Consider the following 23,467-nt stretch of genomic DNA (forward strand, 5'->3'; position numbering starts at 1 on the left):
CACAGGGGCGTGCTGGTGTAGTCGTGCTCAGGCACCGGGGACGATCACCTCATTGCCGGCAGGAGGAAGAACGCGGCGAGCACCCACATGGTGATCACCGAGATGAGGATGAAGAGCAGCACGTAAGTCTCGTACCAACGAAGGAAGTTGCCAGGACGCGGGCGCTTACGGAAGCCGGGGCCGACCACCTCGTCGGTGATGTCGCATTCTTCGTTGCGGAAGTCGAGCCAGGCCAAGGCGCCCACCACGATGAGCGTGCTCGTGAACGCGGCGACCACGGTGACGAGGGTCAGCAGTCCGACGACTCCGCCGCGTGCGGTCGCGGGCGGCACGCTCCACCTGCGGTAGCCGACGAAAAGGGCGAGGGCTGCGCTGACGAGCGTCGTGGCCAGGGTCTGATAGAGGGCCAGGAAACGGTGGGCGTTCTCGTTGACTGCATGTATCTGCTGAAGAATGTACCGGTATCGCTCCAGCGCGAACTCGTTGCGGACCGAGGCTGTTTCAGGCCCCGTCTCCCCCGATGCCGCCATCGCCCCCCACCCGTCTGAACCCTCATCAGCATAGGTAACTCAGCCTCGCTTGGCATCTGGTGCAGCCGAGGTCATGAACGACGACGCGGGGAAAGGAATTTCTGAGCGTTCACGGCAACCTTCTTGATCCCGACGGCCACTGAGGAGTCGTAACCCGCTCACCGCACCGAAGGACTCCCCCGTGGCAACCGCTTCCCCCGCCCCCTCGCACCGCCGCTCCCTCCGCAAGCGCCGCACGGTCGTCATCACCGCCGCCGCGGCCGTCGCGGGCGTCGGCGCGGGCTTCCTCGTGCTGAACGCGAACGCCGCCAGTACCTCCGTCGACCTGTACCACCAGACGCTCGCCGCCAAGGACGGCTGGGCGTCGTCCGGTACCGGTACCACCGGCGGTACGAAGGCCGACGCCGCGCACACCTTCACCGTCAGCACCCGCGCCCAGCTCGTGAAGGCGCTCGGTTCGGCGTCCGACACCACGCCCCGCATCATCAAGGTCAAGGGCACGATCGACGCCAACACCGACGACTCGGGCAAGAAGCTGACCTGCGCCAACTACGCGGCGGGCACCGGCTATTCGCTCTCCACTTACCTCAAGGCCTTCGACCCCGCCACCTACGGCACCTCCAAGCTGCCCTCCGGCACGCAGGAGACCGCGCGGGCGGCGGCGCAGGCCGCGCAGGCGAAGAACATCGTGTTCAAGGTGCCGGCCAACACCACGATCGTGGGCGTGCCCGGCACCAAGGCCGGCATCACCGGCGGCAGCCTCCAGGTGAAGAGCGTCGACAACGTCATCGTCCGCAACCTCACCTTCGCCGCCACCGAGGACTGCTTCCCGCAGTGGGACCCCACGGACGGCGACACCGGCAACTGGAACTCGCAGTACGACGCCGTCACCCTGCGCGGTGCTACCCACGTCTGGGCCGACCACAACTCGTTCACCGACGCGCCGGGCCTGGACACCGCCGACCCGACGTACTACGGCCGCCAGTACCAGATCCACGACGGCGACCTCGACATCACCAACGGCTCGGACCTGGTGACCGTCGAGCGCAACCAGTTCACCAACCACGACAAGACGATGCTGATCGGCAGCAGCGACACCGACAGCGTCGGCAAGCTGCGGGTCTCCATCCACCACAACGTGTGGAAGGGCGTCGTGCAGCGCGCGCCGCTGGCCCGGATCGGCCAGATCCACATCTACAACAACTACTACGACACCACGACCCTCAACGGCTACGTCCTCCAGTACAGCGTCAACTCCCGTGCCAAGGCGCAGGTCGTCGCTGAGGACAACTACTGGAAGACGTCAGCGAGTCAGAAGCTCAGCAAGCTGTTCAGCGGCGACGGCACCGGTTCCATCGCCGGCACCGGCAACCTCGTCAACGGCACGGCCACCGACCTCGTCGCCGCCTACAACGCCGCCAACTCCAAGAAGCTGAAGACCACCGTGAACTGGACGCCGACCCTGACGGCCGGCCTGGAGACCTCGGCGAAGAACCTGCCGACGGAGCTGGCGACCACGACCGGCGCTGGGGTACTGAACTAGCAGTTGCCGGTTCACTCGTCGCCCGCCTGGCCGCGGCTCCCCCTGTGCGGGGTGCTCGCGGCTCAGGAGTCGTACGTGCCGTCCCAAGGCGGTCCGAAGCAGTGCCGGTCCGGGTACAGCTCGGCCCAGCTGCCCTCCTCGTCCTCCTCGACCAGGAGGCCGAACAGGACGCCGTCCACGGTGCGTTGGAAGGGCCGGATCGCGATGTCGGTGTAGCTGCGGCGGGGCAGCGCGCGGAGTAGTTTCGCCAGGTGGATGCGGGCCTGCGAGAGCACCGAGTTGTCGCCGTGCGGGGCGCGCTGCTGCTCGGCCCAGGTGCCGGCGCACCAGATCTCCGAGTCGCGGTACCGGCCCGCGGCGTCGAAGGTGTGGAGGACCGTGTAGAGACGTTTCTGCTCTTCCCAGCCGTCGTCGGGACGGAAGCCTTGGGGAAACGCGTAGGTGACCGACGCCAGGAACTGACCGTCCGCGTAGCGGCCGACGGCCCCGCTGCGCTGATTCGGCTCGTAGGCGATCGGGATGACCTCGGGGACTGCCATGGCGGAACCTTACGGGTTGGCGCGAACACGTCTGCGAGGGGGTCGGACAGTGAGCCAGTATGACCTTACTGAGCGGGGCTTCGCCGTGCACGAGGGGTACGCGGTGTACCGGGGGCCGTCGGTGGGAGGCTCGTCGCACAGCCATGCCGCGTTCCAGATCGCTGTCGCCGCCGACCGGGGTGAGGTGGCCGTAGTGGATGGCTCCGGCACCCTTCATCGCGCCGAGGCGCTGGTCGTGCCGCCGATGGTGCGGCACAGGATGCTTGCCGCGGGGTACCTGCTCACCTTCTTCGTGGAGCCGCACTGTGCCTTCGCCGACCGGCTGCGCGAGCACTGCGGTGCCGGCGTCACCGCTGTCCCCGCGCTGCGCGATCTGGACGAGGCGGAGGTCCACCGCGCTGTCGCGCGGCCGTCCGGCGAGCTCGACCCCCGGCTGCTGGCGGCGATGGACACGCTGGCGGAGCGGCCGGTCCCGATGCCCGAACTGGCCGCGGGCGTCGGCCTGTCACCCCAACGTCTGCGTGCCCTGGCCCGGCAGCAGTTGGCCATGCCCCTCGCCCGCTGGCGCGTCTGGCTGCGGCTGCGCCGGGCCGCCGAGGCGCTGCGCGCCGGACGGTCGCCGGCCGACGCGGCGCTCATCGGCGGATTCGCCGACCAGGCGCACTTCACCCGGCAGATGCGCGCGATGACGGGCCTCACCCCGTCCGCCGTACCGCGTCCGGGGCATCACTCGCGGCGGGCGACGTAGATCGAGATCGAGCCGCTGATCGTCGGCACCACCTCGGCCTCGCGCACCTCGCCGAATCCCGCCTCCGACATCAACCGGGGCAGTACGCCGTCGGCGTTGGGCTGGGTGTCGGCGAAGCCGTCGGCGAACTGCACGACGCGGAACGCCAGCCGCATCCGCCGGGTGCGTTGCAGGCCGTAGTCGGCGACCACCAGCTTCCCGCCGGGCCGTAGCACCGCGTGCATGGAGGCGAGTATCGACTGCTTCATCGGGATCGGGCATTGATGGAGTACGAGGCTGGAGGCGGCCGTGTCCACCGGCCCCGCGCCCTCCAGGGCCTCGGGCAGCGCATCGCCCATTCCGGCCTGCCATCGAACCGTCGCGCCGGCGAGGCCGGCCTTGCGGCGGGCCGTCGCCAGCACCTCGTGGTCGGGGTCGACGCCGATGACGCGCGCACGCGGCTCGACGCGGTGCAGCAGCAGTGCCAGTGAACCCGTGCCGCAGCCCACGTCGACGATCACGTCGTCGGGCCGGGGAGCCACATGCATCGCCAGCAGGCCGCGCCACAGGCGCTCGCGCATCAGGGAGGCCACGGGGTCGTAGAGGTGGGTGGGGGCGAAACGGCCCATCGCGGGGGTGAAAGCTCGTTCGGTCATGCCGAGAGTCTCAGCCCCGCGATGTCACACCGTCTTGAACGAACCGCTCGCCCAACCGCCGCTCGTACTACCCGTGTTACTCGGCGGGCCGGCCGCCGAAACGCTCCTTGTACGTCTCCAGGTCCTCGTCCGTGAGCTTCGCGAAGAGGACCGGGGGGACGGTGAAGGAGGTGCCGGCCGGGACCGTGGTCAGGGCGCGGGCCTCCTCCGGGGACACCCAGGTCGCCGTGGAGTCGGGGAGGACGAAGGCCGCGCGCATCGCCGCGGACGAGGCCGGGATGAAGGGTTCCGAGACCACCGCGTAGAGGTGGATCAGGTTCATCGCGGTGCGGAGCGTGAGGGCCGCGGCCTCCGGGTCGGTCTTGATCTCCAGCCAGGGGGCCTTCTCCTCCAGATAGGAGTTGCCCGCCGACCACAGAGCACGGAGAGCGGAAGCCGCCTTCCGGAACTGGAGGGCCTCCATCTGGGTCTCGTACTCGGCCAGCAGACCCGCGATCTCCTCGCCGAGCTTCGCCTCCGCCGCGCCCGCCGCAGCGCCGGCCGGGACCTCGTCGCCGAAGCGCTTCTTGGAGAAGGAGAGGACGCGGTTGACGAAGTTGCCGAGAGTGTCCGCCAGATCCTTGTTCACCGTGGCCGTGAAGTGCTCCCAGGTGAAGGAGGAGTCGTCGGACTCGGGGGCGTTGGCGATCAGGAAGTAGCGCCAGTAGTCGGCCGGGAGGATCGAGAGGGCCTGGTCGGTGAAGACGCCCCGCTTCTGGGACGTGGAGAACTTCCCGCCGTAGTACGTCAGCCAGTTGAAGGCCTTGACGTAGTCGACCTTCTTCCACGGCTCGCGCACACCGAGCTGGGTGGCCGGGAACATCACCGTGTGGAACGGGACGTTGTCCTTCGCCATGAACTCCGTGTAGCGGACCGGGTTCTCGCCCGTGTCACTCTCGTACCACCACGACTTCCAGTCGCGGTTCTCCGGGTCGAGGTCCGACCACTCCTTGGTCGCGCCGATGTACTCGATCGGGGCGTCGAACCAGACGTAGAAGACCTTGCCCTCCGCCGCCAGCTCCGGCCAGGTGTCGGCCGGGACCGGGACACCCCAGTCCAGGTCACGGGTGATCGCGCGGTCGTGCAGGCCCTCGGTGAGCCACTTGCGGGCGATGGAGGAGGCGAGCTGCGGCCACTCCGCCTCGTGGCGCGCCACCCATTCCTCGACCTCGTGCTGGAGCTTCGACTGGAGGAGGAAGAGGTGTTTGGTCTCGCGGACCTCCAGGTCGGTGGAGCCGGAGATCGCGGAACGGGGGTTGATCAGGTCGGTGGGGTCCAGGACGCGGGTGCAGTTCTCGCACTGGTCGCCGCGGGCCTTGTCGTAGCCGCAGTGCGGGCAGGTGCCCTCGACATAGCGGTCCGGGAGGAAACGGCCGTCCGCGGGGCTGTAGACCTGGCGGATCGCGCGCTCTTCGATGAAGCCGTTCTCGTTGAGGCGGCGGGCGAAGTGCTGGGTGATGTCGCGGTTCTGGGCGGAGGAACTCCGGCCGAAGTAGTCGAAGGCGAGCGCGAAGCCGTCGTAGACCGCCTTCTGCGCGTCGTGCGCGTGCGCGCAGAACTCGTCGACCGGGATGCCCTGCTCCTTGGCCGCCAGCTCCGCCGGGGTGCCGTGTTCGTCCGTCGCGCAGATGTAGAGGACGTCGTGGCCGCGCTGGCGGAGGTAGCGGGAGTACACGTCCGCCGGGAGCATGGACCCCACCATGTTGCCCAGGTGCTTGATCCCGTTGATGTACGGAAGGGCGCTGGTGATGAGGTGTCGAGCCATCGGGGGCTGCTCCCAGGTCGGTCTGCTGGTCGTGCTTGCGAACCTTGAAATCGTAGCCGACATGGGTGTGCCGCCCGCCTCCCGTTTTACGGGGTGGGAAGCGGGCGGCACGGGGTCCGGGTGTTACGGGCGCCAGTCGATCAGTACGCCGTCGTAGAGCTCGGCGTCCGTGAGCTCCAGGGGGGTCGGGCCCGCGTGGAAGAAGGCCGTGTTGTCGGTCTTCAGCTTGCGGAGGTAGTCGAAGGCCTTGTTCTCGTGGTCACCGAACGCGACGAACGAGAAGAACACCGAGGCGTGGGACTTGGCCGCGTCCGTGAGGGACTGGGTGGCCGGGGTCTTCGCGTCCGGGGCGCCGTCTGTCTGGAAGACGACGAGGGCGGGGGTGCCGGGGGTGGCGTTCTTGTCGTAGTGCGCGAGTACGGCTTCCACGGCCGCGTGGTAACTGGTACGCCCCATGCGGCCGAGGCCGGCGTGCGCCTCGTCGATCGCGTTCTCGGGGGAGGCCGGGGTGAGGTCGGTGGTGCCGTCCACTTCGGTGGAGAAGAAGACGACGTGGACCGCGGGGGTGGGGTCCGGGTCCAGATGGGCCGCGAGAGCGAGCGCCTGATCGGCGAGAGCCTGGGCCGAGCCGTCCTTGTAGTACGAACGCATGCTCGCGGAGCGGTCGAGGACGAGGTAGAGCTTCGCCCGGGTACCGGTGAGGTTGGCCTTGGCGAGGGCGGTGGCGGCGGAGTCACTGCCGAGGGGGGCGGCGGCTGCGGGCTCCACGATCGATTCTTCGATGGGGTCCGGCTGGGCGGTGGGCTCGGCTTCCGCTGCTGCGAGCGGTTCGGGCTCCGGCGTGGCCGCTGTCTCGGGGGCGGTCTCCGTGGCTGCCTCCGGCTCTGGCTCCGGGGCTACGGCGGGCTCGGCTTCCGGGGTTGCCTCGGCGACGGGCTCCGCGGTGGGCTCCGCTTCCGCTTCCGCGACGGGCTCTACGGTCGGCTCGGCCTTCGGGGTGGTCTCCGCGACCGCCTCCGGCGCGGGATCCGCGACGAGCTCGGCCTCCGGCTCCGTGGCGGCTTCCGCGACAGGCTTGGCCTGGGGCTCTACGGCGGGCTCGGCTTTGGTCTCCGGGGTGGCGTCGGCGGCGGGCTCAGCCGAGGGCTCGACTTCGGTCTCGGGCTCGGCTTCCGATTCTGCGACCGGTTCGGCAATTGGCTGCGCCTCCGGGGCGGATTCCGTGACCGCCGCCGGCGCGGGATCCACGGCGGGCTCAGCTTCCGCCTCCGGCTCAACGGTCGGCTCCGCCTCCGGGGCGGTCTCCGCGACCGCCTCCGGCTCCGGTGTCACCTCAGCCGCAGGCTCAGCCTCGGTCGTCGCCGCAGCCCCCGTACCCCCCGCCCCCTCCGCCGACGTCGCCGGCTTCGGTACCGCCACGTTGTCGAAAGCCGCTGCCACCAGGTCGTGTTCGTCGTCCTCCAGGGTGGAGGACTGACGGGGTTCCGGGACCTGGGCCGTTGCCGCGGGGGCGGGAGTCGGCGTCGGGGGGAGGGTGGGTTCCGGGGAGGGGGACGGGACCTTCGCGTCCGGTTCCCGGGTGGTCGGCGGCTCTTGCGAAGGAGTGCGTTCCGCACTCTCTGCTTCGGCGGCACGCTCCTTGCGTGACCTGCCGAATGCATTCCGCAGGAGAGTGAGAATGCCCATGTGCGCAACCCTTCGCGTGAGTTGATGCCCGTCAATCCCTGGCCAGGACAGACACGTAAGGTTAGCGGCCCCGAGCGGCGATCTTGGTCAGGGGCGGAACCCCCTGCCGGGACGGTCACCGTGTCGCGCCGTGTTCAGGATGTCGGCCCCTTCCTGTGGCGGTCGCGGACGGCCATGACGGCACAGACGAGAGTCGCTGCGATGCACGCGTAGAGGACTGGGTTGGCAAGCGCCGGAACCAAGCTGTAGGTGCGCCCGCCGGCCCAGTGGCAGGTGGCGGTGAGTGGGAAGGCACTCTGTTCGAACCGGTCCGCTTCCTGGCCGCATTGCTTCGCGAAGTCGGCCGGGATGACGAAGAAGAACAGGCAGAAGGCGTAGACGACCACGGAAGCAGCGGCCGAGAAGAACAGTCCGGGAAGCCACCGCTTTCCGTCGCGCCACCGGTTGATCCCCGATCCGATGAGGAAGACCGGGGCGACGAGTGCCGTCAGGATCACCGCGGCGAAGAAGGTCAGCATGCGGTTGGTGTCTCCGGATGTCAGTGCGGCGACGCGATCGCCCGTGCCGCCGCCACTTCCTGCCGCAACGGCTCCAGCACACTCTCCGCCGGCCCCGAGAGATCCGTGCGGACCTCCACCAGCACCTCCGACTCGCGTACGCCCTTCGACAACTCCCTGAGCTGGAGCGCCACTTGGGTGACCTCGGCGGTGGATGGCGGGGGTGCGCCGTGTTTCACCCGTACCCGGGCCGCCGTTGTCGCGTCGACGATGCGTTCTACGGCGACGACGAGGGGGAGCCAGCCCGCGGCGAGGCGGCCGGTGGGTGGGGGCTCGGTGAGGGCGCGTTGGAACTCGGTGCGGATGGTGGAGAGGTCGCGGTAGAGGCGGCGGCGCATTCGGGCGCGGGCGGCCGGGTCGGTCTCCGCGCCCGGAGTGGCGGGGGCGGCGAACGCCGATTCCACGTAACGGGCCGTGTCCGCCACCGCCTCCGCCAGGCGGTCGCCGACTCGTGTGTGCCAACTCTCCGGCCAGAGCAGATAGCCCGCCACCAGGGCGATCCCGCAGCCGATCAACGAGTCCACCAGGCGAGGGAGCAGCAACGCCGTGCCCTGGTGGTTGAGGACGTCGGAGAGGAGAAGGATCACGGGTGTGATCGCGGCGGTCTGGTAGCCGTAGCCGCGTGGGGTCAGGGCCGGGATCAGCGGGGCCAGGAGGAGCAGGACCAGGACGTCCCACCCGCCGCGAGGGACCACCGACAGGACGGCCGCCGCGATCACCAGTCCGGCCACCGTGCCGAGGGCGCGCAGCAGGGCCCGGGAGAAGACCGAACCGAAGTCGGGCTTCAGGACGAAGGTGATGGTCAGGGCGATCCAGTACGAGCGCGGGACCGGGACGGTCGACACCAGCACCTGCGCGAGGCCGATGCAGAGCGCCAGGCGCAGGCCGTAGCGCCAGGAGCCGGAGGAGAGCAGGACGTTGCGGGCGGCGCGGGCGGCCCGGATGCGGAGCGCCGCCGGGCGGCCGAGGCGGTCGTCGATGCCGTACGGGTCGACGTCCGGGGCGGTGACCACCTCCGCCGTGTGGCGCAGGGCGTGGTCGATCACGCGGGCGGTCTCGGTGGTGGGGGTGGGGAGGTCGAGGCCTATCGGGCCCGTGTAGCCGGTCTCGACGGCCTCGGCGAGGTGGCGGACCGTCGTGCGGATCTGCGGGGGGAGGGGGCGGCCTGACTGGTGGACCGCGGGGGCCGCTTCGACGACCGGGGTGATGGCGTTCAACTGGGCCAGCAGGCGGGTCAGTTCGGGGTTGCGGCCGTGGTGGCGGGCGCGCCGGGCGAGGACGAGGTCGTAGGACTGGTTGAGGGACTGGGTGACGGCGTGGCGGGCGGCGTCGTAGTCGGTGGTGGGGGTGTCGCCGCAGGTGGTGAGGAGGTCGGCGACGGTTCGGTAGGTGGCCGCCACGGCCGTTCGTTCGGGGACGCCGGAGCGCAGGGGCCAGGCCAGCAGGGCCAGGAGGAGGACCAGGAGGCCGCCGCCGGCCATCAGCACGGGGGCCAGCCACCAGGCGCCGGGGAGCGGAAGTCCCGCGCCGATCACCGAGTTGAGGAGCAGGAGCAGGCCCGATACGGAGGCCACCGCGCCGATCGTCGAGATCATCCCGGAGACGAGCGCGACGGCGGTGAGGGCGGCGACCGCGAGCCAGCCCTGGCCGTAGACCGCCGCGCCCAGCGTGACGCCGATCGCGCCGAAGAGCTGGGGGATCGCGATGTTGAGGATGCGCATGCGGTACGCGTCGGCGGTGTCGCCGATGACGCCGGAGAGGGCGCCCATGGAGGCGAGCGCGCCGTAGGCGGTGTGTCCGGCGGCGATGCCGATGCCGAGGGGGAGGGCCAAGGCGACGGCGGCGCGGGCGACGGCCGGCCGGTTGAGCGGGGCCTGCTGGGGTTGGAGGTTCCTCACCAGCCAGTCGGGGGGTGTGAGGCCGATGGGGAACTCGCGGGACATGCGCCCATTATGAGCGGCCCGGACCGGGTCATCCGTGCTGGTGGAGTGTGATGTCGACGAGCAGGGCGCGGTGGTCGGTGTCGGCGAGGTCGAGGAAGCGGGCGCTGTTCGCGGAGAAGTCCGGGGACAGCAGGACGTGGTCGATCTGGGTGCCGAAGGTGGGGGCGAAGCGCTCGGGCCAGCTCGGTGTGCGCGGGTGTCCGGCGAGGCGGGCCTCGTCGCGCAGGCCGGCGTCGAGGATGCGGCGGAAGGCCGCGTGGTCCTGGGTGGAGTTGAAGTCGCCGGCGAGGACGGTGGGGGTGGTGGGGTCGGCGGCGGCGAAGGCGCGCAGCCGGTTCAGTTCGCGCCGCCACAGGCCGACCTGGTTCGGCAACGGGGGCATGGGGTGCGCGAGTTGGAGCCGTACGGAATATCCGCCGACGTCCGCTACGGCGCCGGGCATGCCCATCGTGCCGGTGACGCCCTTCGTGCCCTTGAGGGGGAAGCGGCTGAGGACGACCGAGCCGTGCGAACCGGCCGCGACGACGGCCTGCCGGTAGGGGAACTCGGTGCCGAAGTCCCGTCGTAGCGTGGCCTGGCAGGTGTACTCGCACTCCTCCACGAACACCACGTCCGGCCGCTCCCGCCGGATCACCGGGACCAGCGAACCGGTCCCCCGCCCGAACTCGACGTTCGACGTCAGCACCCGGAACTCCGCGACGGCCGGTCCGCCTGGATCCCCGCTCTTGCCGTACGGCTCGATGAACCACGCCAGCAGCCCGAGCAGCGCGACTCCCCACACCAGGCCGAGCCGCCACCGGGTGAACAGGGAGAGGAGGAGTGCGAGGCCGGTGGGGGCGAGCAACCAGGGGAAGAAGGCGAGGAGTTGGGGGATCGGGGTGAGGGCGTCGGTGTCGGCCGTACGGCAGCCGACGACCACGCTCACGCCGATGAGGAGGAGTCCGGCGCACCAGGTCACGAAGCGGCGCACGCGATGGCGTTCGGGCACGAAGTCGGCGGCGGTCCACTCGGAGGTCGCGGTGCCCAAGTGATGCCCTTCCGCCCGTAGGTGCAGATGCCCGAATCATCCCACGTGTGCCAGGAACTCCCCCAGGATCTCGTTGAACTCCTTCGGGCGTTCGAGATTCGGCAGATGGGCCGCGCCGTCGATCACGTGGAGCGTGGAGTCGGGGAGCGCCGCGTGCATCGCCTCCGCGTCGGAGACCGGGGTGTAGGTGTCGTCGGCGCCCACGACCACCAGGGTCGGTACGTGTACGCGGGTCAACAGGGCGCGGTAGTCCGGGCGTTGGGCGCGGGCGCGGAGTGCCGCCGCGGCGGAGGCGGGGTCGGTGGCCGTCATCATGCCGTGGACGTGGGCCTTGACCTGGGGGTCGGCCGTCGGCGCGACCATCCGCTCCAGCACCTCGTCGGCGTAGCCGCCCATGCCCTCGTGTAGGAGGCGGTCGGCCATGGCCTCGCGGGTGCGGACGCCCTCCGGGGTCTCGGCGGCCGGGAAGGTGTCGGCGAGGACCAGACCCCGGACGCGCTCGGGGAACCGTCCGTAGCAGTCCATCGCGATCTGCCCGCCCATGGAGAGCCCGGCCAGCACGAACGTCTCCACGTCCAGGTCGTCGAGCAGTGCCTCGATGTCGGTGGTGAAGTCCGCGAAGCGGGTGAGTGCGGGGGCCGGGGCGGGGTGGGGGCCGTAGCCGCGGAGGTCGGGGGCGATGACCCTGCGGGTGGGGGAGAACGCCTCGATCTGCGGGGTCCACATGGTGTGGTCGAAGGGGTGGCCGTGAATGAGGACAAGGGGGATGTACGGGTGGGTAAGGGGTGGCATGTGATCGACCCTAGATCGGGCCAACTGCCCAGTGCAATAAGGTCTTTGCCCCCGGTGTGACGCCGGTGAGTGCGTCCGGGGTTGGTCAGAAATGGGCCCCGCCCGCGATCAGACCTGAGCCCGCGTCGGCTGCTGCGGGGGATCCGCGGCAGCCGTCGTCGCGCGCGCTCGCCTGCCCGGTACCAGGCGTAGGAGAAGAGCCGGCAACTCCCTTGCCCGGTGGGCGTAGCGGGTCAGCCAGGTTGTCGCGGCTACCGTCAGGCCCGTGGCCAGGAGGAGCCAGGCGACCTTGCGGAGCGTCGCGGTCAGGGCGTCGTAGATTGCCGCACCCGCTGCCTGGGAGACCTCTGTCGGGAGGTCGGTGGTGGTGAGGTGGCGGCCGATCGCGAGGGCCAGGCCGAGGAGGGCGCCGCCGAGGGCCGTGCCGAGGGCGGTCGCCGTGATCGCTCGGTGGCGGCGCACGGCGACGGCGATGCCGGTGACGGCGAAGACGGCGGCGGCGACGGGGAGCCAGAAGCCGGCGACTTCGAGCACGTGGAACCCCTTCCGGAGCGGGCCCAGTTCACCGGCCGGCAGTACCGCGACCTCGGTGTGCTGGACGGGGATACGGCTTGCCAACGGCACGTGGTCGTTGGCGAGTTGGTGTTTGACGTGAGCGGTGACGGGGGCGAGGTCGACGGTGACGGTGTCGTCGCGTCCCTCGTCCTCCAGGGCGTCCAGCACCGCGTCGTGGGTCGCGCGATTGCCCTCGTCCCAGGCCACCCGGAACGCCTCGGTCTCCGTGAACGACCGCACCGCGTCCTGCACGAACGGCCCCATCGTGCCGTGCATCCCGTCCACATGGACCTCGCGCAGGATTCCCGCGCCGACCGTGTCCGCGACCACGTTCCGTACATCCGGATCGGCGGCCAGCGGAGCCATCGTCGTGACGTACCGTCCGGAGTCGGTCAGTCCGTACGCCGCCCAGGCCGCCAGCGCGCCGAAGGGCGTGAGGAAGCAGGAGAGGGCGACGAGCACGGCCGACAGGGCGCTCCGGAGACGTGGGGGCACCCCTTCAGGACACGGCCACCGGTCGCGACGCGCCAGTCCGATGTCCCGTATCCGGGTGGCCATTCGGGTGCGATGTCAAGCCGAACCAGTGCCCTGACCTCGGAACACTTGGTGGAACTGGCCGTTCCGCTCTCAGGTGGAGGGTTGACCCGAACGGGTGTTTCCTGGAACCGGGGAGAAGGAGGCCGAACATGCGCACCACTCCGGCCCTGCGGACTCTGGCCGCGGCCCTGCTCACCGGTGGCACCCTCGCCGTCGCGGCGGCGGGCACCACGGCGACGGCAGCACCGACCACGTACGCCGAAGGACATGGTGGTGGCGGTGGCAGCAGTCCGATCTGGGGCACGATCGTCTCCCGCACGGATCTGCACGTGCGGCAGTCGCCCACCACCCGTTCCCCCGCCGTCGACTCGCTCTCACCGGGCAGCCAGGACCGCATCCAATGCGTGGTCAGGGGACAGAGCGTCAACGGAAACCCCGACTGGTACTGGCTCGTCGGCGCCCAGGGCTGGGCCAGCGCCGCGTTCGTCGACACCGGCGGCCAGTGGGTGCCGTCCTGCTCGGACCCGTGTCCGGGCTGGAAGGACGGCACGACCTCCGACAACGCCGGCAACTCCAACTGGAACAACGACCCGAACTGGTGCGGCAGTTCGAACTCGTGGAGCACCTCGGCCTCCGGGTCGTGGAGCGTCTCGGGCTCGTGGAGCTGGAGCGCCTCCGGCTCGGCGACCGGCGGCGGCATCTGGAGCTGGACGCCGTAGGACACAGGCCGTAGGGCGGAGGGGGACGGCAGTGGGCCCCGGCACCGAGGTGGTGCCGGGGCCCACTGCCGCGTCCGTCAGTGCCTCAGCGGATGCGGTTGCCCGCTCCGTCCTCGCGCGTGTAGTAGCGGTAGAAGAACACCAGGAAGACTCCCGCGGCGACCGCGACGCCGACGGCCGCCGACCGCAGCACGCTCTCGCCGGTCTGGCTGTACAGGAAGCCGAGCGCCGCGCCCGCGAAGCCGGACTTCACCAGCGAGTGCAGTTCGCGCTTCAGCAGCGGGGCGAACCGCGCCACCGCCAGGCACAGCACGATGAACGCGAGCGCCGTCACAAAGCCGAACAGGACGTTCCAGCCCGTGATGGGGCCGCCGCTACGGCGGTTGGCGGCCGCCCAGTAGCCGTAGACGAGCCCCAGGACGACCGGGATCGCCACCTTCGCCACGCGGTGCACCCGGGCGTCGAAGATGTCGGGCAGACCGCTCGGGCTGGTGAATCCGCTCGTTGCGCCGGGTTTCCGGCCGGTCGATCGGCCGCGTTTGCGGCCCGTCATGCCGCCGGGTGTGGGTGCCGCTTGAGCCATGGGAGCACTCCTCTCTCTCGCCCCCGTTCGCCCCCGTCGAACCCCTGCCTACCAATGCACACCCCGGCGGAGGCGGTGGCAAGTCGGCGTGCGGCCTCGGGCACCCCGTGTTTCGCTGGACCGGTGCGCTACCGCGATGCCGGGCGCTCCGCGCTCGACCGGCTGCCCCGAGCCCGGGACCCCGACGCGCTGCGGCGCCAGCAACTGCTGCGGGTGCGCGGCCGCAGCGTCGCCTGGGTGCCGCCGCTGCTGGTGCTCGTCACCATCCTGCTGGTCGACTGGGACACCGGCGGCGAGTTCCGCACCGTCTCCTGGATCGTGCTCGTGCCCGGTATCGCCGCCGCGATCTGCGGGGTGTGGGGCACGGCCGTCTTCGGGGCGCTGGGCCTGGCCACCTACGCCCTCGCCGACCACGCCTGGCCGCGCCAGTACCAGACCGGCCTGCCCGACTTCATCCTCGTCGGCGTCGGCGGTGTCCTCGCCGTGCTGGCCTGCGCGGTCCGGGTCCGCGGTGAGCGCCGCATGCTGCACATGCGGGACGTCGCCGAGACCACCCGCCGTACCCTGCTGCGCCCGCTGCCGCCGGGCTGGGGCGGCCTCGACCACGCGGCGGTCTATCTCGCCGCGGACGCCGTCGCCCGCGTCGGCGGCGACTTCTACGACATCCAGCCGGGACCGCACGGCACCCGCGCCCTCGTCGGTGACGTCCAGGGCAAGGGGCTCGGCGCGGTGGAGACGGCGGCGGCGCTGCTGGGCACGTTCCGCGAGGCGGGCTACCACGAGGCGGACCTCGCCACGGTCGCCGCGCGTCTGGAGACCCGGATACAGCGGCACGCGGGGCATCTCGCGGCCCTCGACCGCGATGACGTCGACCGGTTCGCCACAGCCGTGCTGCTGAGCTTCCCCGCCGCCGACCCGACCACGGTCGAGGTCGTCAACTTCGGTCACGAACCCCCGCTGATGGTTGGCCCGCACGGGGTACGGCCCCTGCCGCCCGGGCACGGACTCCCGCTGGGGCTGGGCGAGTTGGCGCACCAGGACGGTCCGCCGCCGACGCTCCGCGTCACCCTCGCACCCGGTGAGACCCTCCTCGTCGTCACCGACGGAGTGACCGAGGCACGCGACGGCGCCGGTGTCTTCTACCCCCTCAACGACCGTGTCGCGGAAGGCCTCTTGGCCGATCCGCGCACCGCGGACCCGTCCCGCCTGGTCGCCTACGTCCGCGACGGCACCCTGCGCCACAGCGGCGGACATCTCGCCGACGACACCACGATCTTCGCGGTACGGCGGTCCTGAGATCACCCTTTGCAGCAGCAGAGGTTACGGTGCTGCGGTACGAAGTGACCGAGGTCTGGGGGAGGGCACATGCCCGGGACGGTGCTGCTGCTCGCGGCCTCGCCGGTCGGCAAGGGGCGGCTGGTGGACGCGGCCTCCGTGCTGCCGGTGCTGGCGGCCGTCTCCCCGGACGTGCTGTCCGGCACCGAGACCGCCAACGTCGTGGAACTCGCCGACCCGTTGGAGCCGCAGGCGGTCCTGACCCGCTTGCGCGCCGCCGCCACAGCCCCCGGCCCGCTGACCGTGTTCATCACCGGCCAGCTCCAACTCGACCGGAAACAACACCTTCCGCACCTGGCACTGGCCCGCACGACCCCGGCGACGGTCCGCTACACCGGCTTCCCGTGGGCCTGGATCCGCGAGGAGTTGCGGCTGCGGACCCCGGGCACGACGACCCTGCTGCTCGACCTCCACACCGACGCGGAGACCTGGCAGTGGCTGCACGGCCACCTCCTAGACTCGGGCCGCACGAACGCCGTTTACGGTCGCATCGCACCGCCGCCGGGGCGGCGCGGCGGGGTGGCCGCGCCCACGTACATGAAGGCGGTGGCGACGATCCTGCGAAGCGGGTCGCGGCCGCCGGTGGAGCAGCTGCACCAACTGGCGCTGGCGAGACTGGGCTCCGAGGCCTACGCGGACGTCCTGCTGGCATCCGCCGGCACCACCGCTCCCGGGGTCTCCGCCCCCAGACCCCCATCGCCCCTGAAGGTTCCTCGTCCTCAAACGCCGGACGGGCTGGGTGAGTTCGGGCGGGGGCGAGAGGGTGCGGGCGCGGGTCGAGAGGATGTCGGCGAGGGCCAGGTGGGTGTCGTGAGCCGAGGGGGTGGCGGCGGCCGGAGTCACCCTGGTGAGGGCCGAAGCCATGAGGGAGCTGGCGCGAGCGAGGCGGGTGTCGACCGGAGTCAAGAAGGCGCTGACGGGAGTCAAGAGCGCGTCGACCGGAGCCGAGCAGACGGCGGCGAAAGCCGGGAGGGTGTCGGCGGGAGCCGAGGAGGCGGCGGTCGGAGTCAAGAGGGTGCTGACCGAAGCCGCGAGGACGCTGGCGCGAGCCGGGCGGGTATCGACCTGAGCCAAGAGGGCGCTGACCGAAGCCGCGAGGACGTCGGCGGGAGCCAGGCAGGTGTCGGCTGGAGCCACAGTGGTGCGGGCCGAAGTCACGAGAGTGCTGGCGGGAGCCAGGAGAGCACCGGTCGGGGGCATGGGAGTGCTGGCTGGAGCCACAATGGTGCGGGCCTGAGCCAGGGTGCCGACGGGAGCCGTGACGGTGCCGATCGGAGCCGCGAAGGCGCCGATCGGAGCCGAGAAGGTGTCGGCGGAAGCCAAGAGGCTATCGACCCGCGCCAAGAGGGCGCCGACCCGCGCCAAGAAGATGCCGGCGGGAGCCGAGAGGATCTCTACGGAAGCCTCCTGACCGGCGGCCGTAGCCCGAAGGTCGGTGGCCGGAGACCGCTGGACGGCCGTCGGAGTCAGGTCGATTTCGGTCGGAGTCACGACAACGACCCCCACACCGCCGTCGCCTCCGCCGCCCAAGCCGGTCGGTACGCCGACGCCGACGCTCTCGCCGCCGAGCATGAGCAGGCCGCCGTGCGGGCCCATGGACGCGGGTCCGAAGCGGTGTTGCACTGGGCCGAGGTGCGGGCCGATCTTGCGATGTTGGCCGGGGATCCGGTGCGGAGTTGTCGGGCGTGGCTTGCCGTGGCCGGTGCGCGGCTCGCGGCGGGGGAGTTGGCCGACACGCCTGCGGTCGAGGTGGCCGTGGACCGGGCCCACCATCAGTGGGGGAAGATCCAGGAACCGGCGGCCGCCCGTGAACTCGGCCTCGCGCTGGCCGAGTTGAGGGGACGGGTGCCTGGTCGTCGGGCGGGGGCGCTGGACCACGTACGGAAGCAACTGCACCAACTTCAGGCGCAGGGGTAATCAGTTGACGTCAGTTGACCGTCAGGAGTTCCAACGCGCCTGAGAGCAGGGTGCGTACGCCTGGCGCCACCGTCACCAGGTCCGGTGCGAACTGCGGGCTGTGGTTGCTGGGGACCGCGTGGAACTTCTCCATCAGATCCGTGCCGGGCGCCGCGTCCCACACGTCCGCCGGGGTGCTCGTCACGAACCAGTAGGAGTACGGCACCCCGTCCGGGACCAGGCGGGGGAAGTCCTCGCTGCCCGTCGCCGGGCCGGGGTCGAAGACCGTGCCCGCGCCGAGGACCTCGGTGTGCACGGCGGCGATCCGGCGGTCGGTGTCCGCGTCGTTGACCATCGTGGGGAGGCTGGTGCCGACGGTGACCTCGGGCTCGCGCGGGCAGCCCGCGGCGAGGCACTCGCCGGCCGCGATACGGCGGATCGCGGCGATCATCCGCTCCCGTACGTCGGCGGACTGGGTGCGCAGGTTGAGGGAGATCCGGGCCTCGGTCGGGATGATGTTGTGCCGCGTGCCCGCCTCGATCCGGCCCACCGTCAGAACGGCCGAGTCGCGGGCCGCGATCTCCCGGGAGACGACCGTCTGCAGACGCGTGACCAGGTAGGCGGCCGTGACGACCGGGTCGACCGTCGTCTCGGGACGCGAACCGTGGCCGCCACGTCCGTGCACCACGATGTCGAGGTCCGTGGAGGCCGACATGATCAGGCCGGGCGAGTGCGGGTAGAAACCGGCGGGCCCGGGCGCCGCGTGCTGGGCGAGCAGCGCGTCCGGGCGCGGGACACGGTCGTACAGGCCGTCGGCCACCATCGCCGCCGCGCCCGCCCCCGTCTCCTCCGCGGGCTGCCCCACCAGGACCACCGTCCCCGACCAGGTCTCCCGCCCGGCGGCCAGCGCCTCGGCGGCACCCGCCAGCCAGGTCACATGCAGATCGTGCCCGCACGCGTGCATCGCGCCGGGCACGGTGGAGGCGTACGGCAGCCCGGTCTCCTCCTGCACCGGCAGCGCGTCCATGTCGGTGCGCAGCAGCACGGTCGGGCCCTCACCGTTGCGCAGCACCGCGGCGACACCGGTGCCGCCGATGCCCTCGACGGTGTCGTAACCCGCCTTGGTGAGGTGCTCGGCGAGCTTGCCGGCCGTGCGGTGTTCGTGTCCGGACAGCTCGGGGTTGCGATGCAGGTCCCGGTAGAAGTCCTCCAGGCCGGGGACCGGGAGGTCGGCGGTGAGGTCCAGTGCGGTGCGCGCGGCGGCGGAAACAGAAGAGGAAACAGAAGAGGAAGCGGAAGCGGAAGAGGTCACGACGGCAGAGTATGCGGGGCGGATGTGTGTGCGGGAGCCCCGGCCGGATCGCCGGCGCAGGCTGGGTCCCTCCGTGTCACGCATCCGTCACCTTGAGGCCACCCCGCCGTTTCCTGCCCATCCGTATGGTCATCGTTCCCTGATGTCGCTTTCGTCAGGTGTTTCGTCAGATGCGCGGAGGTATGTGCCGATGGGCCGTCCAGAGCGACCGGTGGACCCGGAGGCCGGTGCCGTTCAGTGGCTCGCGCACGAGTTGCGGGAGCTGCGGCGGGCGGCGGGCGGACCCTCGTACCGGACGATGGCGAAGGAGGCCGGTTTCTCGGCGACCACGCTCTCCCAGGCCGCCGCCGGGGAGCGGCTGCCGTCGCTCGCCGTCGTCGAGGGGTACGTACGGGCGTGCGGCGGCGACCCCGCCGAGTGGGGGCCGCGCTGGAAGGAGGCCGAGGCGGAGGCGCACCGGGCCTCCGAGGGGGAACCCGGGGACGGGCCGGCGCCGTATCGCGGGCTCGCCCGGTTCGAGCCGGCCGACCGGCATCTCTTCTTCGGCCGGGACCGGGTGGTCGCCGAGGTCGAAGCGCTGGTCCGCGACCACCGGTTCGCGGTGCTGTTCGGGCCCTCGGGCAGCGGTAAGTCCTCGCTGCTGCGGGCCGGGCTGATCGCGCGGCTGCGGGAGGAGATCGCGGCCGGCGACTGTCCGGGGAGGCTGCGCATCCTCACGCCCGGGCCGACCCCGGCGACGACCTACGGGCATCTGCTGGCCCCGGGGCCGGGCGAGCCGGAGAGCTGGGTGGTGGTGGACCAGTTCGAGGAGGTCTTCACGCTCTGCCGTGACGCGCGCGAACGGTCCCGTTTCATCGACCTGCTGCTGGCGGCCCGTGATCCGGACACCCGCCTCAGGGTGCTGGTCGCCGTACGCGCGGACTTCTACGCCCGCTGCGCCGAGCACCGCGGTCTGGCCGACGCGCTGCGGGGCGCCGCGCTGCTGCTCGGCCCGATGACGGCGGAGGAACTGCGCGAGGCGGTGGTCGGCCCGGCCCAGGCGGCCGGCTGCCTGGTCGAACGGACCCTGACCGCGCGCCTGGTGGGGGAGGTCCTCGACGAGCCCGGCGGACTGCCGATGCTCTCGCACGCCCTGCTGGAGACCTGGCGCCGCCGCAAGGGCCGGCTGCTCACCCTCGCCGGTTACGAGGCCGCCGGCGGAGTGCGCGGCGCCATCGCGGCGACCGCCGAGGAGGTCTACGGCGGCCTCTCCCCCGACGAGGCCGACGCCGCCCGCCACCTGCTGCTCCGCATGGTCGTACCGGGCCAGGGCACCCCCGACACCCGGCGCCCCCTCACCCGCACCGAACTGGCCCAGTGGCCGAACCCGGCGGTCCCGGTCGTCGTGGAACGCCTCACCCGCGCCCGCCTCCTGACCGCCGACGACACCGGAGTCCACCTCGCCCACGAGGCCCTCATCACCTGCTGGCCCCGCCTCCACCATTGGATCGACCAGGACCGCGACCGCCTCCGCCACCACCGCATGCTCACGGACGCGACCCGCACCTGGCTGGACCACGACCGGGATCCGGGGGCGTTGTACCGGGGGGCGCGGCTGGCTCGGGCGGAGGAGTTGTTCGGTGAGGAGGTGGTTCTTGAGGCCGGCCCCCGCATACCCACCCCCACCCTGACCCTCCCCGAACGCGCCTTCCTCATCGCCGCGTTGGACGCCCGTGCCGCCGAGCAGCGCGTCGCGGCGCGGATCAGTCGGCGGCATCGGATCCTGACCGTCTCGCTGTCGGCCGTGCTGGCGGTGGCGATGATCGCGGCTTACGGGGTGTGCCGTGAACGGGCGGACAACCAGCGGCGCAGTACGCAGACCGCCGCTCGTCGGGTCGCCGACGTGGCCGACGCGTTGCGTACCACCGAGCCCCGTACCGCGCTGCAACTCGGGGTCGCCGCCTGGCGGATAGCCGAGTTGCCCGAGACCCGCCGCGCCCTGCTCGGTTCGCTCGCCCAGGTCGAGACGGACACGTTCACCGATCCCACGCCCGGTGAGGACACCCGGCGGCTGCTCGCCGACGGCGGTCGGACCCTGGTCAGCGCGACCGGTCGCGACTGGCGTACCTGGGACGTGATCACGCATCGCGCGACCGGCTCGGGCCGGGTTCCGGGCGGCGCGGTGACCGAGGTCGGCGCCTCCGCGCACGTCCTCGGGATCGACGACGGCGAGGACGGCGAGGGCGGGTTCCGGCTGTGGAACACGGCCACCGGGCACTGGAGTTGGGCCGGCGGGGCCGCGCTGCACGACGTCGGCGAGGTCGTCTTCTCCGCCGACGGCCGCTCCCTCCTGGCCACCGAGGGTGACCGGATACGGCTGCGCTCGGTCGCGGACGGCCACGTGCTGTTCGACGCACGCGCACCGGACGCCTCGCTCGTCGCCGTCAGCGCGGACGGCCGTACGGCGGCAGCCTGCTCCGGGGACACCATGCGTCTGTGGAACACCTCCAACTCCAGCCTTCTACAAGGTAGTTGGCAGGACAGCCACACTCTCTGCGACACGGACTCCCCCCTCCTCGCCCTCGGCGGCGACCACCTGGCCGCCGCCACCGGCACCGGGTTGCGCGTCTGGAACACCGCCACGGGCCGCAGCGTCGCCGACCTCTACGACACCGGCGTCCAGTACGCGTCCTTCAGCCCGAACGGCGCCTTCGTCGCCACCGCCGACCGCTCGGAGCTGCGCGTCTGGCGGCTCACCGACCCCGGCGCCCCCGTCTTCCGGCACGACCTCAACAACCAGCACCTCTACGGCGGACTCGCCTGGGACCGCGACGGCCGGACGCTGCGCTACCCGGAGGGCGGCACCGTCCACACCCTCGATCTCGGCGCGGCCGTCACCCCCGACTGGCGGCCCGCCGCGCTGAACGACGTCCTGTTCAGCCCGGACGGCCGCACCTATGCCACCACCCTGCGCACCGGCGACCACTACCTCTTCCGCCTCCGCGCCACCCGCAACGGCCACGTCCTGCACACCTTCCCGGCCGTCCCCGTCCCCGTCTCCACCGACCCCACCCTCCCGACCGTCCCCGCAGACACCCTCCCGCTGATGGCCTTCGGCCCGGACGGAACCCGGTTCGCGTACGGCGTCTCGGCACCGGGCCGGGATACGGCGGCGCAACCGGTCCGGGTGTGGGACGTGCCGCACGGGCGGGCCCTGGCCTCACTCGACCTGCCGGGCGGAGCCGTCGTCGCCCTCACGCTCGGCCCGAGCGACAGCCACACCCTGTACGCCGCCCGCACCGACTCCATCGGTGAACTCACCGACGAGACATGGGAGTTCGTAGACGGGAGGAGTGGACAGCGTGGGCGCAGGACGGCTGTCCTGACCGGCGTCGCGGGCGCCCACCTCGCCGTCCGTCCCGACGGCGGGCTACTGGTCGGCGAGGACCGGGTGGCCCGGCCGCCGTCGGGCCGGTCCACCGGTCGCGACCTGGTGCAGGGCGACGAGATCGGCGCGCTGGCCTTCGCCGGGGACGGTTCCCTGCTGGCGGCCGGCGACCTGACGGGCCGGGTCCACCTGTGGGACGGGAACCTCGCCCACCGCGCGGGCGTCCTGCGCAACGTCTTCCCGGCCCCGACCGGCACCACCCCGGAGGGCGTCGCGGCCCTCGCCTTCAGCCCCGACGGCCACACCCTCGCGGTCGGCGGCGACGGCGGCAGCCTGCAACTCTGGGACGTCCCCACCCAACAGCCCCTCGGCAGCCCGCTCACCACCCCGGGCGAGGCCATCACGTCCCTCGCCTTCAGCCCGGACGGCACGACCCTCTTCGCCGGCAGCGCGCACGTCCCGCTCCAGCGGTACGCCGTAGACCCGGAACGGGCCGGGGCGGGGGTCTGCGCGAGGACGGGGAACGCGGAGCTGACACGCGCGCAGTGGCGGACGTACGTGCCGGACGCGTCGTACCGACGCATCTGCTGAGAGGTGGTTCGATCCGCAAACGGGAGTTGGCGTCATCGCATGGGGCGACGGCGAACGGGACGCCGTTGTGTACTCCTCAGCCATGCAGCTCTGTTGTCGTGCACGTGTTCTGGTGGTGATCGAGTCTGTCGTCATCGATGTGATCAAGGACTCTCAGGATTGGTTGTCGGAGACGTGCCGTGCGCAGCGCGTGGCCTCCGTGTCCTTGCGGCGTGCACCGACTTGGGTCCCCACGGCGGGCCGGTGTAGTCCGCGGCCCCGATTCCCGCCCGTCATCGGGGCCCCATCAGCTTCCCCTTGGTCCTGTCGGAGGACCGCACGTACGAAGGTCCTGGCCCGCCCCGAGCGGCCAGGGCCTGCGCGCTGCCGGAGGCGGTGTTCCGTTCCGGCTGGTCGGGGTGGTTGGCTGGTCGGGTTGCGCTGATGAGCGCCCGCGGACTCCTCGGGGGCGCGGTGCGGGGGTGGTGGGGGCCGTGCCCGTACCGCGCGGTCAACGAGGCCAGAGAAGATGTCGGGCGAGGATCGTCCACTCCTCATCCACGCGGCCCGGCACCAGACGGCCATTGGTCTCCCACTGCTCGGCGAGCGCGGTGAAGATCGGCTCCAGCTCGGGGCGCGGAACCGTCTCACTGCTGTCGCGCTGCACGCCGATGACGGGCGGGAGCCGCAGGCGCCGCATTGTCGGAGTCACGCGGGGTTCAACGCCGGCTGGGCCGTCCAGGTCACCCACGGGCGGGGCCGGGTCGACGCAGGGCGGCGCGGGCCTGG

General features: G+C 71.6%; 18 protein-coding genes and 2 pseudogenes. 7 read left to right on the top strand and 13 right to left on the bottom strand.

From position 1 onward, the window contains the following. Positions 1 to 44: 44 nt before the first annotated feature. Positions 45 to 530 carry a hypothetical protein gene (locus tag ABZT04_RS02950; protein WP_356052254.1) on the bottom strand — a complete coding sequence of 162 codons (486 nt, stop codon included), beginning with the start codon at positions 528 to 530 and terminating at the stop codon, positions 45 to 47. A 181-nt stretch (positions 531 to 711) separates the two neighbouring features. Between ABZT04_RS02950 and ABZT04_RS02955 the strand changes: the two genes are divergently transcribed. Beyond that, on the top strand, positions 712 to 2,073 hold the full coding sequence (locus ABZT04_RS02955; RefSeq protein WP_356052256.1) for a polysaccharide lyase family 1 protein: 1,362 nt from the start codon (positions 712 to 714) through the stop codon (positions 2,071 to 2,073). A gap of 62 nt (positions 2,074 to 2,135) precedes the next feature. Here ABZT04_RS02955 and ABZT04_RS02960 read toward each other — a convergent pair whose 3' ends face one another. After that, positions 2,136 to 2,612, bottom strand: a complete 477-nt coding sequence (locus ABZT04_RS02960; protein WP_356052258.1) for a hypothetical protein — start codon at positions 2,610 to 2,612, stop codon at positions 2,136 to 2,138. 49 nt (positions 2,613 to 2,661) lie between these two features. Here ABZT04_RS02960 and ABZT04_RS02965 point away from each other — a divergent pair, with 49 nt between their 5' ends. Next, positions 2,662 to 3,360: an AraC family transcriptional regulator gene (locus ABZT04_RS02965; RefSeq protein WP_356052260.1), complete on the top strand. Its 699-nt coding sequence runs from the start codon at positions 2,662 to 2,664 to the stop codon at positions 3,358 to 3,360. On the opposite strand, the gene ABZT04_RS02970 is transcribed toward ABZT04_RS02965, so the two are convergent. The 8 genes from ABZT04_RS02970 to ABZT04_RS03005 form a co-directional block, all read right to left on the bottom strand. Then, the gene (locus tag ABZT04_RS02970; protein WP_356052262.1) at positions 3,339 to 3,995 is read right to left on the bottom strand and encodes a class I SAM-dependent methyltransferase; all 657 of its coding nucleotides are present in this window, start codon (positions 3,993 to 3,995) and stop codon (positions 3,339 to 3,341) included. The genes ABZT04_RS02965 and ABZT04_RS02970 overlap by 22 nt on opposite strands. Positions 3,996 to 4,071: 76 nt before the next feature. Further along, positions 4,072 to 5,799 carry a methionine--tRNA ligase gene (metG, locus tag ABZT04_RS02975; protein ID WP_356052264.1) on the bottom strand — a complete coding sequence of 576 codons (1,728 nt, stop codon included), beginning with the start codon at positions 5,797 to 5,799 and terminating at the stop codon, positions 4,072 to 4,074. A 123-nt stretch (positions 5,800 to 5,922) separates the two neighbouring features. Further along, positions 5,923 to 7,485 (bottom strand): VWA domain-containing protein, encoded by a 1,563-nt coding sequence (locus ABZT04_RS02980; RefSeq protein ID WP_356052267.1) that lies wholly within the window; start codon positions 7,483 to 7,485, stop codon positions 5,923 to 5,925. Positions 7,486 to 7,619: 134 nt separating this feature from the next. After that, the gene (locus ABZT04_RS02985; protein ID WP_356052269.1) at positions 7,620 to 8,003 is read right to left on the bottom strand and encodes a hypothetical protein; all 384 of its coding nucleotides are present in this window, start codon (positions 8,001 to 8,003) and stop codon (positions 7,620 to 7,622) included. Positions 8,004 to 8,023: 20 nt separating this feature from the next. Continuing rightward, a complete protein-coding gene (locus tag ABZT04_RS02990) occupies positions 8,024 to 9,985 on the bottom strand; it encodes an FUSC family protein (RefSeq protein WP_356052271.1) in 1,962 nt (653 codons plus the stop codon). A 28-nt stretch (positions 9,986 to 10,013) separates the two neighbouring features. Next, positions 10,014 to 11,012 (bottom strand): endonuclease/exonuclease/phosphatase family protein, encoded by a 999-nt coding sequence (locus tag ABZT04_RS02995; RefSeq protein ID WP_356052273.1) that lies wholly within the window; start codon positions 11,010 to 11,012, stop codon positions 10,014 to 10,016. 36 nt (positions 11,013 to 11,048) lie between these two features. Then, positions 11,049 to 11,804 (bottom strand): alpha/beta fold hydrolase, encoded by a 756-nt coding sequence (locus ABZT04_RS03000; protein ID WP_356052276.1) that lies wholly within the window; start codon positions 11,802 to 11,804, stop codon positions 11,049 to 11,051. 108 nt (positions 11,805 to 11,912) lie between these two features. Beyond that, positions 11,913 to 12,854 carry a hypothetical protein gene (locus ABZT04_RS03005; RefSeq protein WP_356052278.1) on the bottom strand — a complete coding sequence of 314 codons (942 nt, stop codon included), beginning with the start codon at positions 12,852 to 12,854 and terminating at the stop codon, positions 11,913 to 11,915. A gap of 191 nt (positions 12,855 to 13,045) precedes the next feature. Between ABZT04_RS03005 and ABZT04_RS03010 the strand changes: the two genes are divergently transcribed. Further along, a complete protein-coding gene (locus tag ABZT04_RS03010; RefSeq protein ID WP_356052281.1) occupies positions 13,046 to 13,615 on the top strand; it encodes an SH3 domain-containing protein in 570 nt (189 codons plus the stop codon). A gap of 85 nt (positions 13,616 to 13,700) precedes the next feature. Here ABZT04_RS03010 and ABZT04_RS03015 read toward each other — a convergent pair whose 3' ends face one another. Beyond that, positions 13,701 to 14,198: a hypothetical protein gene (locus ABZT04_RS03015; RefSeq protein ID WP_356052283.1), complete on the bottom strand. Its 498-nt coding sequence runs from the start codon at positions 14,196 to 14,198 to the stop codon at positions 13,701 to 13,703. Between the two features lie 123 nt (positions 14,199 to 14,321). Here ABZT04_RS03015 and ABZT04_RS03020 point away from each other — a divergent pair, with 123 nt between their 5' ends. The 3 genes and pseudogenes from ABZT04_RS03020 to ABZT04_RS03030 form a co-directional block, all read left to right on the top strand. Continuing rightward, positions 14,322 to 15,494 (top strand): PP2C family protein-serine/threonine phosphatase, encoded by a 1,173-nt coding sequence (locus tag ABZT04_RS03020; protein ID WP_356052285.1) that lies wholly within the window; start codon positions 14,322 to 14,324, stop codon positions 15,492 to 15,494. 69 nt (positions 15,495 to 15,563) lie between these two features. Then, positions 15,564 to 16,181: pseudogene (locus ABZT04_RS03025) on the top strand (hypothetical protein); the annotation flags it as partial. Between the two features lie 849 nt (positions 16,182 to 17,030). Next, positions 17,031 to 17,450, top strand: a pseudogene (locus tag ABZT04_RS03030) (hypothetical protein); the annotation flags it as partial. Between the two features lie 10 nt (positions 17,451 to 17,460). On the opposite strand, the gene ABZT04_RS03035 reads toward ABZT04_RS03030, so the two are convergent. After that, positions 17,461 to 18,741, bottom strand: a complete 1,281-nt coding sequence (locus ABZT04_RS03035) for an amidohydrolase (protein WP_356052287.1) — start codon at positions 18,739 to 18,741, stop codon at positions 17,461 to 17,463. Positions 18,742 to 18,931: 190 nt separating this feature from the next. Between ABZT04_RS03035 and ABZT04_RS03040 the strand changes: the two genes are divergently transcribed. Then, the gene (locus ABZT04_RS03040) at positions 18,932 to 22,699 is read left to right on the top strand and encodes a helix-turn-helix domain-containing protein (protein ID WP_356052289.1); all 3,768 of its coding nucleotides are present in this window, start codon (positions 18,932 to 18,934) and stop codon (positions 22,697 to 22,699) included. Between the two features lie 490 nt (positions 22,700 to 23,189). Here ABZT04_RS03040 and ABZT04_RS03045 read toward each other — a convergent pair whose 3' ends face one another. After that, on the bottom strand, positions 23,190 to 23,390 hold the full coding sequence (locus tag ABZT04_RS03045) for a hypothetical protein (protein ID WP_356052291.1): 201 nt from the start codon (positions 23,388 to 23,390) through the stop codon (positions 23,190 to 23,192). Positions 23,391 to 23,467: the final 77 nt, after the last annotated feature.

Origin of the sequence: Streptomyces sp. NPDC005492, assembly GCF_040605995.1 — a bacterium.
In the GTDB taxonomy this organism is placed as follows: domain Bacteria; phylum Actinomycetota; class Actinomycetes; order Streptomycetales; family Streptomycetaceae; genus Streptomyces.

Coding starts and splice junctions, on each gene's coding strand:
- ABZT04_RS03015 (WP_356052283.1), bottom strand. CDS start 14,198: ATGGCTCAAGCGGCACCCACACCCGGCGGCATGACGGGCCGCAAACGC.
- ABZT04_RS02990 (WP_356052271.1), bottom strand. CDS start 9,985: ATGTCCCGCGAGTTCCCCATCGGCCTCACACCCCCCGACTGGCTGGTG.
- ABZT04_RS03000 (WP_356052276.1), bottom strand. CDS start 11,804: ATGCCACCCCTTACCCACCCGTACATCCCCCTTGTCCTCATTCACGGC.
- metG (WP_356052264.1), bottom strand. CDS start 5,799: ATGGCTCGACACCTCATCACCAGCGCCCTTCCGTACATCAACGGGATC.
- ABZT04_RS02960 (WP_356052258.1), bottom strand. CDS start 2,612: ATGGCAGTCCCCGAGGTCATCCCGATCGCCTACGAGCCGAATCAGCGC.
- ABZT04_RS03040 (WP_356052289.1), top strand. CDS start 18,932: ATGGGCCGTCCAGAGCGACCGGTGGACCCGGAGGCCGGTGCCGTTCAG.
- ABZT04_RS03010 (WP_356052281.1), top strand. CDS start 13,046: ATGCGCACCACTCCGGCCCTGCGGACTCTGGCCGCGGCCCTGCTCACC.
- ABZT04_RS02970 (WP_356052262.1), bottom strand. CDS start 3,995: ATGACCGAACGAGCTTTCACCCCCGCGATGGGCCGTTTCGCCCCCACC.
- ABZT04_RS02980 (WP_356052267.1), bottom strand. CDS start 7,485: ATGGGCATTCTCACTCTCCTGCGGAATGCATTCGGCAGGTCACGCAAG.
- ABZT04_RS02950 (WP_356052254.1), bottom strand. CDS start 530: ATGGCGGCATCGGGGGAGACGGGGCCTGAAACAGCCTCGGTCCGCAAC.
- ABZT04_RS02985 (WP_356052269.1), bottom strand. CDS start 8,003: ATGCTGACCTTCTTCGCCGCGGTGATCCTGACGGCACTCGTCGCCCCG.